Genomic DNA, 16,109 nt, shown 5'->3' on the forward strand with positions numbered 1-16,109 from the left:
CTCGCGCTGTTGCGCTTCCTATTCTGGGTGGCACCCTCGCTAGCTTTTGGTGGCTTGGCGTTGATAGATCGCTTGGATCATCGATTCGCAATCCTTGAACTTTTGACCGGTTGCGATGGCCGTTTCGATCAAACGCCGCGCGTCTGCTTCGTTGTGTCCAAGTACCAACAACGCTTCATAGGTTTCATCAACCACACCTGGCTTCTGTGGCTCAACGCCAGGCGCTTCGCGTCGAACAAGCAACGCAAATCTAGGCATCTTGCGCCGCAAGGTTGCAATGATCTTCTCGGCAGTTGCTGCGCCAATTCCTGGCAATGTCGATAACCCCTTGGCATCCTGTTGCTCGATCATGATGGCGATATCCTGCACCGGTCGAACCATCGCCCGCAATGCCTTCTTAGCTCCCACCCCGTCCGTCGAACAAAAGAGCTCAAAGAAATCTCTCTCAATCGTGGATAGAAACCCCACCAACTTCGGTGTCAATCGACTCCCTTGCGCTGCATTGCCGTCAATGTAGTGAATGGTATGCAATGATATGGTGTTTCCCAACTCGGTCTGCAAATGGCGACGTGTGTATTCCGGGATCGAAATTTCGTATTCGAAAGGAGGTATGTTCAAGGTTGCGGTATCGTTGGTCAACTGGAGTAATTGACCCGTTATCTTTGTGATCACGTAGACTTCTCAGATCTGGATTGGAGTAACAATTTGGCCATGGGGCCAGAGGAAAAATGATGACAGAGTGCAATAGCTAACGCATCCGCGACGTCAGGAGGATCGGGTGGTTCCTTTAGTTGAAGCTGCATTTGAATGGCTCGCTGCATTTGGTCTTTGGGAGCGCGACCATTACCCGTGAGCAGCTTCTTGATCTTCGTCGCTTCGTACGAATGCACTTCTAACGATGCGTGAGCCCCGGCCAAGAAGAGTACCCCCCGTGCATGCCCCATTAAAATCGCAGTCCTGGGACGCTCGTAGTGAGAGTAAAGTTGTTCAATCGCGAGTGCGGTCAACGGGTACGATTTTGTTACTTCAGTGATCCCCTCGTAAAGTTCGTTCAAGCGAGCTGGCAAGCTCTGCGATCGTGAAACGCGGATGACCCCCGCCTCGACTAACGTAACATTGCCCCCAACGCTCTTAATGATGCCGTAGCCAGTTAACTGCAAACCGGGATCAATCCCCAGTATCCATTGCTCCCTCAATGGTGTTTGGCTCATTACTCCCCCTCGACAGCAGACAACATCTGCGATTCGCTCGACTGGCCAGAATGCTTGAGTTGGCCAGCATGCTCGAGCGGCGAGTACAGGCAGGCGATTTCTTCACCGTTTCTAACAATCAAAAACGGACCTGCCACCGTCGGTATATTCCATGTGATACCCTCGATGACCTGAAGCCCGTAAGCGGCATCTCCGGTTTCTGGTTCAACCAGCACAACTCGACCGTCTTCGGTGCTGACCAGTAAAGAATCGTTCACAACCAGTACCTGTCCTTGTCCATAACGCCCTTTTTTCCATACCCTTTTCCCCGTTTCAGGATTCACACACTCGAGCACTCCGTCACTCAAACCGAACAACTTTCCATGAAAGTAGATCGCGCTCGTGAATTTGGTCTTGAGCAAACTGGTGTGATCCCAAACGGTACTAACGGACCAGGATCGATCCGACGAGGCGTCATCTCCCGATGCGGAAACCTCGATCAGCTTGCTCCCTTGGGCGTACCCTTTCCCCAACAAAATTCGATTCTCGCCGACCAATACCGGTTGTGATGCACATGCATCGGCCCCCGATTTGCTTGGCCATGGGGCACGCCAATATTCTCGACCGTCGTCGATGGAGTACGACACGACAAAATCTTCTTGTATGGTAACGATCTGTCGTTGGCCCGTGATCTCCAGCTCGACTGGTGAGCTGTACGCAATCTGATCTTGGCCCACTCTCCAAAGTAAATCGCCACCAGCTAGATCGAAAGCCGCTAAAGAAATCGGTTCCGAATGGCTTTTGCGCCCTCCCAACGGCAAGACGACGGCGGGGGTACCGTTTCTGTCTACAATCAATGGCGAGCCGCTTCTTCCCCACGTGATCGCTTTTTCCGATTCCGCAAGTGTCCAGCCGCCCAAGGCAATGAGATCTTTTTTCCATACGATGGTTCCGCTAGCTGCTGTGCTAACAACCAGATGCCCCGATGCCGTTTGCGAGATCAGATAATCCTCGTACAAGGTCGGGGTTGCTCGTGGCCCGGTTCCACCCAGCGGGTGGAAATGGTATCCCGCAATCTTGGTCTCCCACAACGTTGCGCCGGTTCTCAGATCCAATGCAGCGATCGTTTCGTCTTTATCCGATTGATAGAGGGTGAAAATCTTTCCATCGCGAACGGCTGTTCCTGACCAGCCCGATCCGATCGGGCGCTTCCACAGCATCTTGGGGGAAGACTCCTCCCATCGAGTGGAAAACTCGGGAGATTCGATCCGGCCATTGCGATCGTTACCTAGCAGTTGTGTCGATGAGCTTCGCCCCACCAGTGCGATCCATTCTGGGTTCGCATCGTGAGTCGAAGCGTCTGGCCCCAAACCATTTGCCGGAATCGTTCCTCTACCCTTTAGAACGAAGATTGGCCTCAGTTCCCCAGTAAAGCCCTTGAACTCCAGCCATTGCGTCGCGGAGAAAACCCCGAGAGCTAGCAGTGCCAGCAACGCCACTGACCACTTCCAGGAGACCCAGGTCAGAATGGCACCGGCGACTAGCAAACCTCCCAGAAGAGTGAAGCCGACTGCGGTAAAATTTGCGAACTGGTGATCGACCTCGCCGACTCCCCAATAGGCGAACGGCATGAGGCACCAAAATGCGATCCCGGCGACTAAGAGAGCAGTGCGTCTCTTTCCGAACAAACGAGGTTCCTTTTGAACATCCATTTCCTACTGATCCTCGTCCTAACTTCTTGTGCTTTAAGGGGTTGGTGGTGATCGGACGACGGTTACTTGTCTGCACCGGTATCAAGCACTGCCATAAACGCTTTTTGCGGGATATCGACAGAACCGATCGACTTCATTCGTTTCTTGCCCTCACGTTGTTTCGCCCAAAGCTTTCTCTTTCGCGTAATGTCTCCTCCATAGCACTTTGCGGTAACGTTCTTGCGTAGGGCAGGCACGGTTTCGCGTGCGATAACCCTGGCTCCAATCGCAGCTTGCACTGCCACCTCGAACATGTGGCGGTCGATTTCTTCTTTGAGTTTTTTGACCACCGCTCGCCCACGTCGGTCAGCATCGCGACGGTCGCAAATGATACTGAGCGCATCGACACGTTTACCATTAACCAGGATATCCATTCGGATCAAATCAGCTTGTTCGTAACCGATGATCTCATAGTCCATAGTGCCGTAACCACGAGTTGCACTCTTGAGTTTGTCGTGCAGATCGTAGATCACCTCAGCTAACGGCAGATCATAGGTAACGAGCGAACGGGTGGCTGAAAGATATTCGTTGCCACGCAGCACACCCCGCCGATCTTGGCAAAGCTTCATCGTGATGCCAATATACTCTTGAGGCAGGACGAAATTGACCCGCACAATCGGTTGGCGAAATTCTTCGATGTCGCCTGAATCGGGAACTTCCTGTGGGCGATGGATCTCCACCTTGGTGCCATCCCGTTTAATGATCTCATAGGTCACGTTCGGGGCTGTCTGAACCAAGTCGATATTGCATTCGTTCTCTAGCCTTTGTTGAACGATTTCCATGTGCAACAGGCCTAGGAATCCGCAGCGAAAACCGAATCCGAGCGCATCGCTCGTCTCAGGTGCGAATTCAAACGAGGGATCGTTGATCGCCAGCTTTTCTAATGCATCCCGCAGTTCCGAGAACTCTTGGCCGTCGCTAGGATACAAACCGCAGTAGACCATCCGCTTGGGAGGTTGGTATCCCGCCAATGCCTCAGCGTTTTCGTCGCTCGCATAAGCCACGGTGTCCCCAATCCGAACATCCTTCAAGGACTTGATGTTGCAAATCAAATAGCCAACCTGTCCGGCTCCCAATCGATCACAAGCGCGCCGCTCTGGAACGAACTGTCCTAGCTCGAGCACTTCGTAATTGGAACCGACGCCCAAGAATCGGAGCTTATCTCCTTTTTTGGCGTCTCCCTCCATAATCCGGACATAGGTGATCGCACCTCGGTAGTCATCATAATGAGAGTCAAAAACCATCGCCTTGAGTTTCGCGGTACTGTCACCCACCGGTGCAGGGATTCGTTCGATAATGGCGGCCAACAACTCGTCGATTCCAATGCCAGCCTTACCTGAGCACTTCACGATTTCGTCCGGGTCGATCCCGAGAACTTGCTCCATCTCGGCGGTGACTTCATCGATGCGTGCATGGACCAAGTCGACTTTATTAATGACAGGAATGATCTTGAGATCGTGGTCCATTGCCGAATAAGCGTTGGCAACGGTTTGTGCCTCAACTCCTTGGAAGGAATCGACGAGCAGCAATGCTCCTTCGCAGCAGGTTAGCGATCGCGAAACCTCGTACTGAAAATCGACGTGACCTGGGGTATCGATCAAATTGATCTCGTACCATTCGCCTTTGTACTTGTAGTGCAAGCAGACTGCTTTAGCTTTGATCGTGATGCCACGTTCCCGTTCCAGGTCCATGGCGTCGAGCAGCTGCTCTCGCATCTTGCGAACTTCGACCGTTCCGGTTCGTTCTAGCAGTCGGTCCGCAAGAGTGCTTTTGCCGTGATCGATGTGGGCGATGATGCAAAAGTTGCGAATGTGAGACTGTGGGATCTCCTTTGGTTTATCGCTTCCCTTAACTGAACTCATGTATGGTTTCCGATAGCCGAATTTATTGTTTCTTGTGATGGTCCATGCGGGCGATTCCAGCGGCACCTAAGTAGCCAGCGTCACCCCCGAGGGATGCGAAATCGATGGTCGTCCCGTTTGCCACGTATTCAAAGCTTCTTTCTCGAAAGGAGCTCTTAATGCGGTTCAAGAACCTTTGACCGATGGGAGAGCCATTGCCACCAAAATCCATCGCACCTCCTAGAACGACCAAGCCTGGGTCCAAGGTATGGACTAGGGTTGTGATCCCAATGGCGAGATAGTCTGCGGTTTCGTCGATAATCTTCAAGCTAAATGTATCTCCCGTTTCCGCCGCCTCATAAATCATGCGGGCGGTAACACGGTCAGCTCGGTCTCTAAGGCAACTGTCCGCTCCGGCGAGCAAAGCTTCTTTAGCGCGGGCAGCCACGGCGCTGGCACTGGCGTATGCTTCCAAATGGCCACGCCCACCGCCCCAGACGCATAACCGGGCGTCGGGTCGGGAATCAACCAGCAAATGCCCGCATTCCCCGCCAAAGCTGTTCTGACCGACCACCAGTTGGTTGTCTACGATAATTCCTCCTCCCACGCCGGTTCCCAGGGTGAGAAGCACCATAGAGCTGTAAATGGCCCCCGTTCCGACCCAGAATTCTCCGAATGCTGCTGCGTTGGCATCGTTTGCGAAGGAGACAGGCCGCTTCAACTCGCGTTCCAGACACGGAACGATGGGAAAATTGTGCCAGTGAGGGTGATTCGGTGGGGCGATTAGCATCCCCTTGGGAATATCTTGGCTCCCAGGAGTCCCCAGACCAACCCGCGGAATTACATCCCAGTCCAGACCTAAGTCTTTGAGCAGTTCGGAGCAAGCCGCTCCGACCCGTCGCATGGCATCCTCTGGACCTTTCGGTTCCTCCGTGGGAATCGACGTAAATCCGATGGTCATACCTGAGTCGTCGACGAGACCGATTTTGATACCAGTCCCGCCAACATCGATCCCGAAAAAAAACGGGCTTGATGCTTGGGAGACTTCTGTGATTGGCTGGGAAGTCATAACTCTCTTTGAAACAGCACTTTACGAATTATTACGCGAACTCTTCGTAAGTATACGATAACCCAACAATTGCCAATAGACGCATTTTTACCTGTGCTACAGCAGAAGCTAGCTAAGCGTGGGTGCCCGGCACGCCCCCCGTAGTGGATCTTGTTAAAGATCTCTAAACCCACGCAGTGTATAATGACCGATTCTAATTCCCGTACTTTTACACATTCGGCCGATGAAGCAACTTAGTCCTCTCACGACTCTTCTCATTCTCTTTGGTTGCTTCGGAATCTTTGTTCTTGTTGCGGTGCTCTATTATCGGGATCGCATGCCGAATCGTTTCGCCAGCACGGCACGCACAAGTGGCAAAACAGAGATAGAGACCACAACCGAGGAGGAGGCTGCATCGGAACTAAGCTCTGGTCATGAACGCACCGGTAGCGAGGCTTGCGGGAAATGCCACCCTGGAATCCTAGCGTCCTATAAGAAGCACCCGATGTACTATGGCGCAACCAAGATGGTTCAAAACGATCCGGTCGTGCCAACTGATTCAGGTCCCATACAGGGCAAGATCAAAACACTTTTGGCCAATACCCGCGAAGGTCGAATGTATCACACGGAGCTCGCAACGGATTTAGAGGGAGATCAAATTTACAGCAAGCAGCGTGAGATGAAATACGTCGTCGGTTCCGGCAGGCGGGCTAAGGCGTATGTCGAAGAGCGGGGGAATATGCTTTGTTTATCCCCCTTGAATTGGTTTGGTAAGACGAGTACTTGGGGGCTAAACCCAGGTTACAGCGTAGACGATCCCAGGGGATTCGATCGAAAAGCTCTCGCGAATTGTCTGCTGTGTCATACCGGTGAAATTCGGACAGAGTCCCCCATGTCTGATTTTTATCAATCCGAACCTTTCGGGGAGCTAGCTATCGGCTGCGAGCGATGTCATGGTGCCGGCAAGTCTCATGTCGAGTTTCATGAATTAGGAGTGCAAGGTTCTGACCCCATCGTAAATCCCGAGTCCTTGGAGGAATCTGCCCGTCAAGCCGTTTGCTACCAGTGCCATTTGCAGCCTTCAACAGCTCGCATCCTTAGGGAGGGACGATCGCACCAAGACTTCCAGCCAGGCATGCGACTCGACGATGTTTGGTTAGTTCTGGATACAGAAAGTGGCGTCGATTCTGAGGGGCGAACCAAATCGGTGCGTCACGTTCAGCAAATGCACGATAGCCTTTGCTTTAAAAGATCGCACTCGATGAGATGCTCCTCCTGTCACGATCCACATTCTGTACCTGAGCCTGCCGAACAGATCGAATTTTATCGCGACGCTTGCAACCGTTGCCATACACGTACCAACGAGACACAGGGCGCATCTATCTGTACCGAAGCAATGGAGCGACGCTTGCAAGTGCAGGACTCCTGCTACGAATGCCATATGCCAAAGCGTGATTTGGACCTTTCTTCCCACGCCAGCCAAACCGATCATCGTATTCTTCGCAAACCCGAGCAGGCAACCACTGCTGCGAGTATCAGTAATGGCGATCTGAAGTTCTTTGGGGAAGTCTCTCGTTCCATTTCAGAAGACGCCCTGCGGCGGGCCGTAGCTATCTACCTAGCAAGGAATCAAAGCGTTACCCCAGCGCTGTATCGCGAACTTAAATATCTAGTCAAGCAATTCCCGAATGATGGCATGACTCTGCTGTCCTTTGGATTAGCTGCGATGACGCAGAATCAAATCCGGGAGGCAATCGATTCCTGGACAAAAGCGACGGAGCATCCCGAATCAGCGGAGTTTGCCCTCGAGGCCCTGATCCAGATCGCGCAGCGTTCCTCGGATTGGAATATGGCAATCCGACTTGCAACTCAGCTAACGCAACTTAATCCCAGCCATGCCAACGCTCACGCACAGCTCGGACAGGCTTTGCTCAACAAGGGTAGTCTTCCGGAGGCGATCCGCTCGGCCACTAAGTCTATTGAATTGGATCCGCTTACCAGTCTCGGGCACCAAGTCCTGATCGAAGCCTGTCGTGCTCAGGGTCTGGACGAACAAGCTGACCACTGGCAGGCTTCGCTAGATCGCATTTCGATGAAACTGAATTCCGCTCGGTAAGTCTTTCGGAAAGATTAGCGATAGAAACGAGGACATCGGTCCAAAAACAGAACCGGCTCCGTGTCCTTCAAAGGCCGATCAATATGCATTTGTGCAACTAGGTCGAATTGCCCCCTACCCTAGCAAATCGTGGCGGTAGTGCACCTCATCAATCCCGTCCTCGTAGTAGTCCATGAGCCTACCCGCGATCCGAAGTTTTGAAGTTGGTAACAACTCAGCAGCCTTAACAACCTCCGACGGAACCGCCATAAAAAGGGATCGCCCTCCCCACGACTTGACTTCCCGAAAGACCTTTTCGAAATCCGCCGCCGTGGAACCTTGCCCCGGCGACGCCAATTCCCATGCGATCCAAAACGCATTGTTGGTCTCTGGTATCTCGTCGACATCGGTGATTTTGATGTCGTCCAAAATACGATTCGAGTTCAACTCCCCCCTCGGTTGCAATCGCATGCCATACACCAGCATCGATTCTCCAGGTGCATAGTAATCAGGATGTTTCAGTTCTTGGATAAATCCCATGCGCGTGTATGCTTCACGAGCATCGTAGTAAACGTCTCCTTCCTCGGGATCATGGTAATCGCTCGCATGCACAAACGCCTTGCGACCTCCCTGTTCGCGCATGATATCCACAATCCAGTTCAGCATCTGCGTCCCTTTGCCGGATCTGCGATCGGCACGCTGCAGATAGGTCCATGACAAACCGAATGCATCAATGGTATTCGGGATCGGTTTCGCTCCAATAACTCCTATAACCTGGTTTCGCTCGACCAAGCAGTATTGATAATCGATTGACTCCTCATAGGTTTCTTGTGCGTCGTATGCATCATCCTCATCGTACTCTGCGATAATTGACAAAACGCGAGGAATGTCAGTATCGAGCATGGGACGTAGCTCTAGATTACCGTTAGATTTTAGTGACATTTATTCTCCTCTTTCTCTCACTCCCGTTTGCGGACCGATAGATTCCATAAATCGACGGAAAGCCAAACGGGCTTCCAGGTTCCAGTGTAGTGCCTCTTCAACATTCCGATCTTCGCATGCGTGCATCAGCATTTCCAGCTTGGACATGAAAACCTTCTTGCGCATCGCTTGGAAGCGATTCCATTCTTCACCCCTGAGGTAACGCCCCACGACCAATTTGTGCGCCCAGTCCTTTTGCTGTGGGATCAAGAACGTAGCAGTGTCCCACTCCTTGCCAGCAACAGCGCTGTTCAAGTCCGCTTGCAATGCTGCCAGTTCCCGCCTTACTTCACTCGTCTTGGGATAGTACACATAGCATCCGACAACGCTCAGCACAATCAAACCAACGAGGCTCACTGCGGCGACGACAGAGTCGGGCAGAACAATATCCTTGCTCTTAGATTTAGTCTCTCTGGCAGTCGTCAGCCATGTCATGGTTCTCCCATGGGGATCGAACCGCCGTAATCCGATTCCGACCAAAACCATGATGCCGCCGCAGATGCTCGCGAACAAACCATCAACGCTCACTGCGTCACGTGCTAAACGTGTTGCGGAGGTAAATGCGTTGTCCGCTCCCCAAGCGAACGGATTGCAATATCCGTCAAAAGCGTGAGTGTGATCGGCCGCTTGTACACCCTTTGGATGAAGCGGTCCGTTGATACCATACGAAATACACAGGACCACCACTGTTAACAAAGCGACCCAGCTCCAAGTCCGTTTGGCTCCTAGGTCTCGAAAGCTCCAAATCACTAACCCCAGGTTCACCCCGGTTCCCATGACCAAAAGGGTAAACGCGGCACCGATCGAGTTACCATGCTGGAACATCGACGCTACCTGAACAATCGCTGTCATAGGTGTCAAATACGCTAAGGATGCGACTGCGGTCATCGTCAAGGGAGCGGTCAAGTCTTTGTCACCTGCTGAGTGTTGAAGAATCCCTGCGGGCAAAATCATTGCTAGAGCTCCTACTCCCGCCAAAGCCAGCAACATGTATTTCGTGGCTGATCCCACCGCCTGCTGACACATCGAGAGTGCCACCGCACCGATTCGTTGCAAACCGAACGGGGTCGGGGGCAAATCCTCCGGCTCCATCGCACTTCCTGGAAACATCCAGTCCCAAGCGACCCCGATTACGGTCACGATACTAAGTGAGCCTATGCAGAACACGAACAAGGTGAACGGATCTGAAAGGGTTAAGCCATAAAGCACGGAAATGGGGTTAAAGAGTGGTGCCGTGAGCCCAAAGGCCAAAATCGTCCCACCAGTGATTCCGCTTCTTCGCATTTGCAACATGATCGGAATGACACCGAGCGAGCATACAGGCAGCAGCATCCCTAGTAACCACGCATACGGAATCTGCCTCCAGGTATGCCCCCCAAACAATTTAAGCGTATTGGCTCGACCGAGAATCCGTTCAAAAATCGCGGCTATCAACCAACCAACTACCACCGTTGGCGCCGCAGCAAAAAAAGCTTGAACGATGCGAACCAGCGGTCCCCAGAGATAGATATCCATGCTACTACTTATCCTCTTCGTTCTAGCTAAAACTCGCGGCATCGACTGTTGGATTCGAATCCGACTCTTCCAGCAATCTAGCTTTCTCTGCCTCTTGGCGTTCTCGAGCTTCTTCTTCTGCGATCTGCGCTCTAACACGAGCGGCCAGTTCCGCGAGTTGCTTGATTCCACTTTGTAAAGCATCTGTGCGGAGCATCTCATCAATCTTCTTTCCGCTTCCCATCGCACGCTTGAGTTCACCAGCGAGAGGGAATGCCCATGCATCCACTGAGTCAAAGTCTGCTTGGCTTACGTCACTATCAGCGACGAGTTCCGGTAACCAATCAATCAAATCGACTAGCTCCTGTTCTAGGCTGTCCGCAGCAGTTTTCGTTTCGTCAGTGTTTTGGGCAATCTGGCTTAAACGATCGGCCGCCACCAAAAAAGTCTTTGGCCAATGAGGCGGAAAGTGCCCATCCTCGTCGTGATCGTCATCCTGCTCGAGTCTACATCCGACCAGCGTGCAGCACACGACGGCCAAGGTTGTTATCTTAACAAAGAATCGCAAGTCCATAGTTTAGCGGCTCCTAAGATGATACTACAGATGAGGCACAGCGACTGCATTAAGCACGGCATCAATGGCGGTGTCAACGGTTCCTCCCAATCCGGAAAGTCTGACCGACAGGACTGGGTACGCGACACTCTGAACATCTTCCGGGATCGCAAAATCGCGACCATGCAACATCGCCATCGCCTGCGAAACACGTTGCCATTGCAACAAGCCTCGCGGGCTAAGTCCTAACGTAAACGCATGATTCTTGCGTGTCGCCTCGGCTAGATTTACCAAGTACTCACGAACCGGCTGTTCGACAGCAATTCGAGTAACACTCTGTTGCAACGCTTGCAGCTGCCCAGGCTCTAGAACCCGCTGAGCCTCTTGGTCCACCAGACTCTTGCTGCTCCGTTCCAGCAGTTGCAACTCACTCTCCCGGTCTGGATAACCGATCCGTAGCTTCATGGCAAATCGATCCAATTGCGCTTCCGGGAGGGGGTAGGCTCCAACACTCTCGACCGGGTTCTGTGTGGCTAAGACCAGAAACGTCGGGCTGAGCAACCGGGCTTCTCCATCGATGGTAACTTGTCGCTCCGCCATGGCCTCGAAAAGGGCGCTCTGGGTTCTCGGCGTGGCTCGGTTAATCTCGTCCGCCAACAAAACGTCACCAAATACTGGGCCAGAGCGAAACTCAAACTCGCGAGACTTTTGATTGAGGATATTGAATCCGGTTACGTCACTGGGGAGCAAATCGGGCGTACACTGGACCCTGGTATACTTGCCACCGATAGCGTAGGCGAGAGCCTTGGCTAAAGTGGTTTTGCCTAAGCCAGGCAAGTCATCAAAAAGCACGTGTCCGCGGGCTAAGACACAGGCGAGCAAGTTCTCGACCACGTCCGCCTTCCCCAACAGAACGCGATTGAGTTGCCCTCGCAGCCCGTCAAGCATGCATTGGATATCGTCTGTGGTGAGTTGATTTGGAGTTATGGAAGACGTCGACATCAAATGAGACCCATCGTCACTTTCTAGGATCGAGATAGTTTCTTGCGTTTTCGAAAAACCGATTCTACACGAAATAAGTCGCTTAGCCCTTGGCCAATCACAATCCAAAACAGTTCGTTAACGCTCGGTGCGGAAGCTGCTGAGCTCTGGATATTACTTCTAGGAGCATAGGCCATCTGCTGAACCGTTGCGATAAACCGGCTTTGTCCCTCGACAGAAAAAGCCGGGAGGAATCGAAAATGTTCTTCCAGCCATTTGCTCACGGTGGTTCCTTTTGGAAATCGAACGCCAGACAACCAATCGCGGAACTGCAGTAGCTTGAGCAAAACTTTTAACCGAACGTTGACCGGAAAACTGAACGCAAACAGGGCTAGTATCGATGCCATGGCATTGGCTAAACGTCGTCGCATCAATACCACTGCAATAAATAGGACACATCCACTTACGTAGCGAATCGGGTGAGTCACCATGGAATCGCGCGTTGCCCATGCCGTTTCGACGCACCACTGATACCAAGATCGATACTCTCGTGGTACTGCATGGGTTCCGCAAGGCTCAATCGGTATCCATGCACCGTGTGCATACACCTCAACCCAGGTATGTAGATCCTCTGTTAGAACCTCGGCCATACCTGCGACGCGATCAAAGCGTTTGGGGTCACAATAAAAACCAGTCACAAGTCGACATGGGATCCGCCAGTCTCGCAGCAACATGGCGGTTGCTGATGCGATTTGATAATCCGTTCCCCGCTTGTCGGTAAATACATGAGAGACCGTTTCCTCGATATCCTCGGACAATTCGAGGGATGGATCGACCGTGACGTCACGACGCAGAGCACCTACGATCGCCTCAACCTTTTGCCAATCAGTCCATTCTCTTTGAATCGACTCGGGTACAGCATCCAAAAGCGATTTGCGATAATCACCGAGTTTTGTAAGGGAAGGGGGGACCTGGAGATAGTTAGTTAGCCACCTCGAATGCCCACTCCCGTCTAGAGCTAATCGTTGGCTATCGAACGAAAGACGACTCAACGAGTCTTCGGCGTTGCGCAAAGCGTGCAAGCTAGGAATCTGATAGAGCAAATGCAGAACCGTTAGCTGTGGTATGTAGGGGCGACTCGGCATACAAAGCTGACCATCCGGGGTTAGGGAATAAAAGTCCGCTTGATCGATCTTGTCCACATGAACGTGGGTGGTCAACGCCGGCGATGGAATTCGAATCGATTTGTACTGAATCAATTTTACGGTGGCACGTTCACGTACGGGCCAAACAATTTCGGGGACATAGTTCGCAGTCACCGCCCAAGGTTTCCCTCCGAGCTCGGCGATTTGAAAAACGGAGGCCTGTTGCTTGAGATCGACATCCGATTGACTCCACTCGAACCCGTCAAATTGGTCAAACGTTTCTAGTCTCAGATGCAGCGGCAGCGACGCAATGACATGCAAAATCGCATTGGATTTCTTATCCCCGGGACGAGCCTTGCTGTCTCCCTGACTGGGGGTGCGAAGCGTACTGAATTCGCGACTCTTTTGCTTCGATTCCGTTATCTTTTCGTGATTATGCTGTGCCTGTTGTTCGAGTGATACAGCGCGGGAGATCTCTTTAATAGGCTTCTTGGCTTCTCCGTACTTCTCCGTCGCTAGATCGTACAGCGATGGGAGTTGGGACTCTAGAAAGACTTCGCTTTCAATGGGTCCGAACGTAAACGCCTGATCCTTGGCCGCGACCATCATGTCACCGTCACCGACCCCTTGTCTGGCCGCTTGATCGCTCCCCCCCTTGCCACCTGAGGTTGGCATAAAGCCATCCAACGAGACGATTCCCGAGCCTGCATTTATGGCTAACAGACCTACCAAAGCCGTCAAACCAACGAGTGCACCGATGATACCCAGTCGAATCCGGACTAATGGGACACTGGTATGAGCAACAAACCCCTTGGAAACCGATTTCCAGTATTGGGAGAGCAGCCACCAGGATGCCAGCAAACCAAAGGGAATGACAATAAGCACCATGCCGCTCCGATCCGATGTCGCAACCCCGAATAGCATCATGAAGCAACTGAGCAGGAAAGAGGTCCACTCTTGTCGAGAATTGACCGCTACGGCGGCTTGCCAGACCGCAGCGTGTTGCAGCATTCCAAGCCATACGAGTTCCGTAGCTTCCCCGCGTCCGCCGAAGACTGATCGGGTTAGTAAATTGCGAATCCAGGGAGACAACACCACCAGAACGCCAACAATGAGCATCCAGTTCATGCGCACGCTCGGTTTACTACGATCCCCAACCTGACCTGCCGAACATTGTCGACCTACAAAGTAATGAGCGACCAGAGATCCCGAGATAAGTAGGCTGTATTCCGCAATCGCGACTGTTTGAGCAGTTTCTGCCTGGAACCGTAGAAGAAAAATCGCAAAAGAACCTAGTGCGGCCAGCAACCAAGTTCCCCAGGCCTTAGGGTGTGCGCCTGGGTTCTGAGCTTGAGGGAACGAAGCGTTCTTCTTGCGTACAAGCTTTGCCGTTCTTGATCCGTTTGCCATCTATGTCACTTGACTCATAACATGTGATGACTTACCCAAACCTTGGCTGTACTTCTTCCACTGGGCATCGAGCTGATCAGAAAGATGCTTGCCACCCGCTACTTGCAAAACCGAACTATGGTTAGCGACCATTGCTGGTGTTAGTTCCTTGTCGCTAGGTACATCAGTGGTTAAAGCGATCCAGGAAAAGGAGTCGGACTGATGGACCGAAGATCGCAACGACTCCAATCGGTCTTGTGTCGTGATGATAATCGTAACGCCCCCTTTTTGTGCTGTTGGGAGAAAGCTCGTCGATTTGGATGCCTCGCCCTGCCCCTTTTCTGGTGTCCATTCCGTCAGTTGGTCCATCCAGGTTTGTTTGCCTAATTTGCCTGGTTGCAAAATCTGCCAACTGTTGTTGAGATGAACTCGAACGGTCCATGAGTGATTCACAAAATGGTTGCTGACCGAAGCTAGGATGCGGACCAAATCATCAGCGATATCTTTGGAACTTAAGGCTGCACCGGTGTCGAGCCAGATCGATACTTGTTGCCGGGCTCTCGACTGTCGCTCGAATACGACGAGCTGATCTCGTCGGGCCGTCTGGGCCCAGTGCACTTGTCGGAGAGAATCGCCGGGGCGATAAGGTCGTACACCCATCCAATCCCCTTCGTCACCGATTTGGTTGCTAGTGGAACCGATACCGCTGTTCGGCGTGCCTTGGCTTTCCGGGACATCTACCAACCGCGTGGTGTGAGGCCAAACGATAAGGGGTGTTTCGACCACCAAGTCGCGATAGCAGGTCCAGACTCCGAACGGGAACGCGGTCGCCAATTTGACCGTGCGCGTAGGATAGATCCCACGTGAGCCAGGAATGCAATCCCATTCAAACTGGCTGCGAGCGAGTCCGGGGACCAGACTGAGGCTGATCGGCTGGTCGGGATCGCTCGGTAGGGATGCAATTTGGTGGTCCGCTTCCACGAATAAGCCAAAGGCCGGCCAAGGCCATCGATTTTCCAGGGTCAGCGTCGTCTTAATCGATTCCTTCTCTTCACATCTCCCTTGGACCCAACTGAGATTTCCTCGGATCCCCGTCATGGCAATCCAGGGCCAAAGGCTACCGATGATCCCTACTGCCAAGATCGCGGCAGTGCCGAGAAACGCTTGAGAGGATACATAAATGCCTAGCAGTAACGAGGCAAGCAGCGCGAGCACGACCCAGCCGATTGGCTTTTTTAACCAATAGACGTATTTGTTGGCCCAGGGGCAGAAGTCGAAGTTCATCGCCCCATGGATATCTTTGACTGCTTTTCGCACGCTAAACTCAGTACAATCCTAAAATTCGAGCCGTTCCAGCAGGTGGCGCCGTTTTGAATAGTTAGCAGTATGGTGAAGCAGTTTCAAAAAGACCACTATACGCACGCCAGGAAATCCAGCGAACCACTCGCAATGACTCGATTATTACGTAATTGTGATTTGTAACGTTCAACAGTTTGCTAGGAAGTTTCGTAGAACTTATACTAGTACGGACAGTTGGCCGGAAGCCATAATGGAATCATGCAGCACGGTTGATACGTCGGTATCGAGTGGGCTGTTGATCAGTCTCGTCGTTTTAGGGGTTTGAGTTATGAGGGGAACAAC

Annotated in this window: 12 protein-coding genes; 1 reads left to right on the forward strand and 11 read right to left on the reverse strand. The window is 52.3% G+C overall.

All coding sequences use genetic code 11. The features are described from left to right. Positions 1-39: 39 nt before the first annotated feature. The 5 genes from ruvA to SH449x_RS02015 form a co-directional block, all read right to left on the reverse strand. Positions 40-672, reverse strand: coding sequence for a Holliday junction branch migration protein RuvA (gene ruvA, locus SH449x_RS01995; protein ID WP_482379643.1), 633 nt, complete (start codon positions 670-672; stop codon positions 40-42). Beyond that, positions 669-1,211 (reverse strand): crossover junction endodeoxyribonuclease RuvC, encoded by a 543-nt coding sequence (gene ruvC, locus SH449x_RS02000; RefSeq protein ID WP_482379644.1) that lies wholly within the window; start codon positions 1,209-1,211, stop codon positions 669-671. Before ruvC ends, ruvA begins: the two co-directional genes overlap by 4 nt. Next, positions 1,211-2,902 carry an outer membrane protein assembly factor BamB family protein gene (locus tag SH449x_RS02005; RefSeq protein ID WP_482379645.1) on the reverse strand — a complete coding sequence of 564 codons (1,692 nt, stop codon included), beginning with the start codon at positions 2,900-2,902 and terminating at the stop codon, positions 1,211-1,213. The genes ruvC and SH449x_RS02005 overlap by 1 nt, the downstream gene beginning before the upstream one ends. Before the next feature lie 62 nt (positions 2,903-2,964). Then, entirely contained in the window at positions 2,965-4,803 is a 1,839-nt protein-coding gene (lepA, locus tag SH449x_RS02010; protein WP_482379646.1) for a translation elongation factor 4, read from the reverse strand. Between the two features lie 22 nt (positions 4,804-4,825). Then, on the reverse strand, positions 4,826-5,851 hold the full coding sequence (locus SH449x_RS02015; protein ID WP_482379647.1) for an ROK family protein: 1,026 nt from the start codon (positions 5,849-5,851) through the stop codon (positions 4,826-4,828). A 223-nt stretch (positions 5,852-6,074) separates the two neighbouring features. On the opposite strand from SH449x_RS02015, the gene SH449x_RS02020 reads away from it, so the two are divergent. Beyond that, on the forward strand, positions 6,075-7,946 hold the full coding sequence (locus SH449x_RS02020; RefSeq protein WP_482379648.1) for a multiheme c-type cytochrome: 1,872 nt from the start codon (positions 6,075-6,077) through the stop codon (positions 7,944-7,946). Positions 7,947-8,060: 114 nt separating this feature from the next. Here the strand turns inward: SH449x_RS02020 and SH449x_RS02025 are convergent, their stop codons facing one another. The 6 genes from SH449x_RS02025 to SH449x_RS02050 are packed head-to-tail and all read right to left on the reverse strand — an operon-like array spanning position 8,061 to position 15,785. Continuing rightward, complete coding sequence (locus SH449x_RS02025) at positions 8,061-8,867, reverse strand: GNAT family N-acetyltransferase (protein ID WP_482379649.1); 807 nt, start codon at positions 8,865-8,867, stop codon at positions 8,061-8,063. Further along, positions 8,868-10,559 (reverse strand): permease, encoded by a 1,692-nt coding sequence (locus SH449x_RS02030; protein WP_482379650.1) that lies wholly within the window; start codon positions 10,557-10,559, stop codon positions 8,868-8,870. It abuts the gene before it with no gap. Next, positions 10,444-10,974 (reverse strand): hypothetical protein, encoded by a 531-nt coding sequence (locus SH449x_RS02035; protein WP_482379651.1) that lies wholly within the window; start codon positions 10,972-10,974, stop codon positions 10,444-10,446. The genes SH449x_RS02030 and SH449x_RS02035 overlap by 116 nt, the downstream gene beginning before the upstream one ends. A 24-nt stretch (positions 10,975-10,998) precedes the next feature. Continuing rightward, positions 10,999-11,955, reverse strand: a complete 957-nt coding sequence (locus SH449x_RS02040) for an AAA family ATPase (RefSeq protein ID WP_482379652.1) — start codon at positions 11,953-11,955, stop codon at positions 10,999-11,001. A 23-nt stretch (positions 11,956-11,978) separates the two neighbouring features. Then, a complete protein-coding gene (locus tag SH449x_RS02045; protein WP_482379653.1) occupies positions 11,979-14,489 on the reverse strand; it encodes a transglutaminase-like domain-containing protein in 2,511 nt (836 codons plus the stop codon). Continuing rightward, positions 14,490-15,785, reverse strand: a complete 1,296-nt coding sequence (locus SH449x_RS02050) for a DUF58 domain-containing protein (protein ID WP_482379654.1) — start codon at positions 15,783-15,785, stop codon at positions 14,490-14,492. It lies immediately after the preceding gene. Positions 15,786-16,109: the final 324 nt, after the last annotated feature.

Origin of the sequence: Brakhagea baltica (genome assembly GCF_052161605.1) — a bacterium.
Taxonomy (GTDB): domain Bacteria; phylum Planctomycetota; class Planctomycetia; order Pirellulales; family Pirellulaceae; genus JBKCUI01.

Coding starts and splice junctions, on each gene's coding strand:
- ruvC (WP_482379644.1), bottom strand. CDS start 1,211: ATGAGCCAAACACCATTGAGGGAGCAATGGATACTGGGGATTGATCCC.
- SH449x_RS02005 (WP_482379645.1), bottom strand. CDS start 2,902: ATGGATGTTCAAAAGGAACCTCGTTTGTTCGGAAAGAGACGCACTGCT.
- lepA (WP_482379646.1), bottom strand. CDS start 4,803: ATGAGTTCAGTTAAGGGAAGCGATAAACCAAAGGAGATCCCACAGTCT.
- SH449x_RS02015 (WP_482379647.1), bottom strand. CDS start 5,851: ATGACTTCCCAGCCAATCACAGAAGTCTCCCAAGCATCAAGCCCGTTT.
- SH449x_RS02020 (WP_482379648.1), top strand. CDS start 6,075: ATGAAGCAACTTAGTCCTCTCACGACTCTTCTCATTCTCTTTGGTTGC.
- SH449x_RS02025 (WP_482379649.1), bottom strand. CDS start 8,867: ATGTCACTAAAATCTAACGGTAATCTAGAGCTACGTCCCATGCTCGAT.
- SH449x_RS02035 (WP_482379651.1), bottom strand. CDS start 10,974: ATGGACTTGCGATTCTTTGTTAAGATAACAACCTTGGCCGTCGTGTGC.
- SH449x_RS02040 (WP_482379652.1), bottom strand. CDS start 11,955: ATGTCGACGTCTTCCATAACTCCAAATCAACTCACCACAGACGATATC.
- SH449x_RS02045 (WP_482379653.1), bottom strand. CDS start 14,489: ATGGCAAACGGATCAAGAACGGCAAAGCTTGTACGCAAGAAGAACGCT.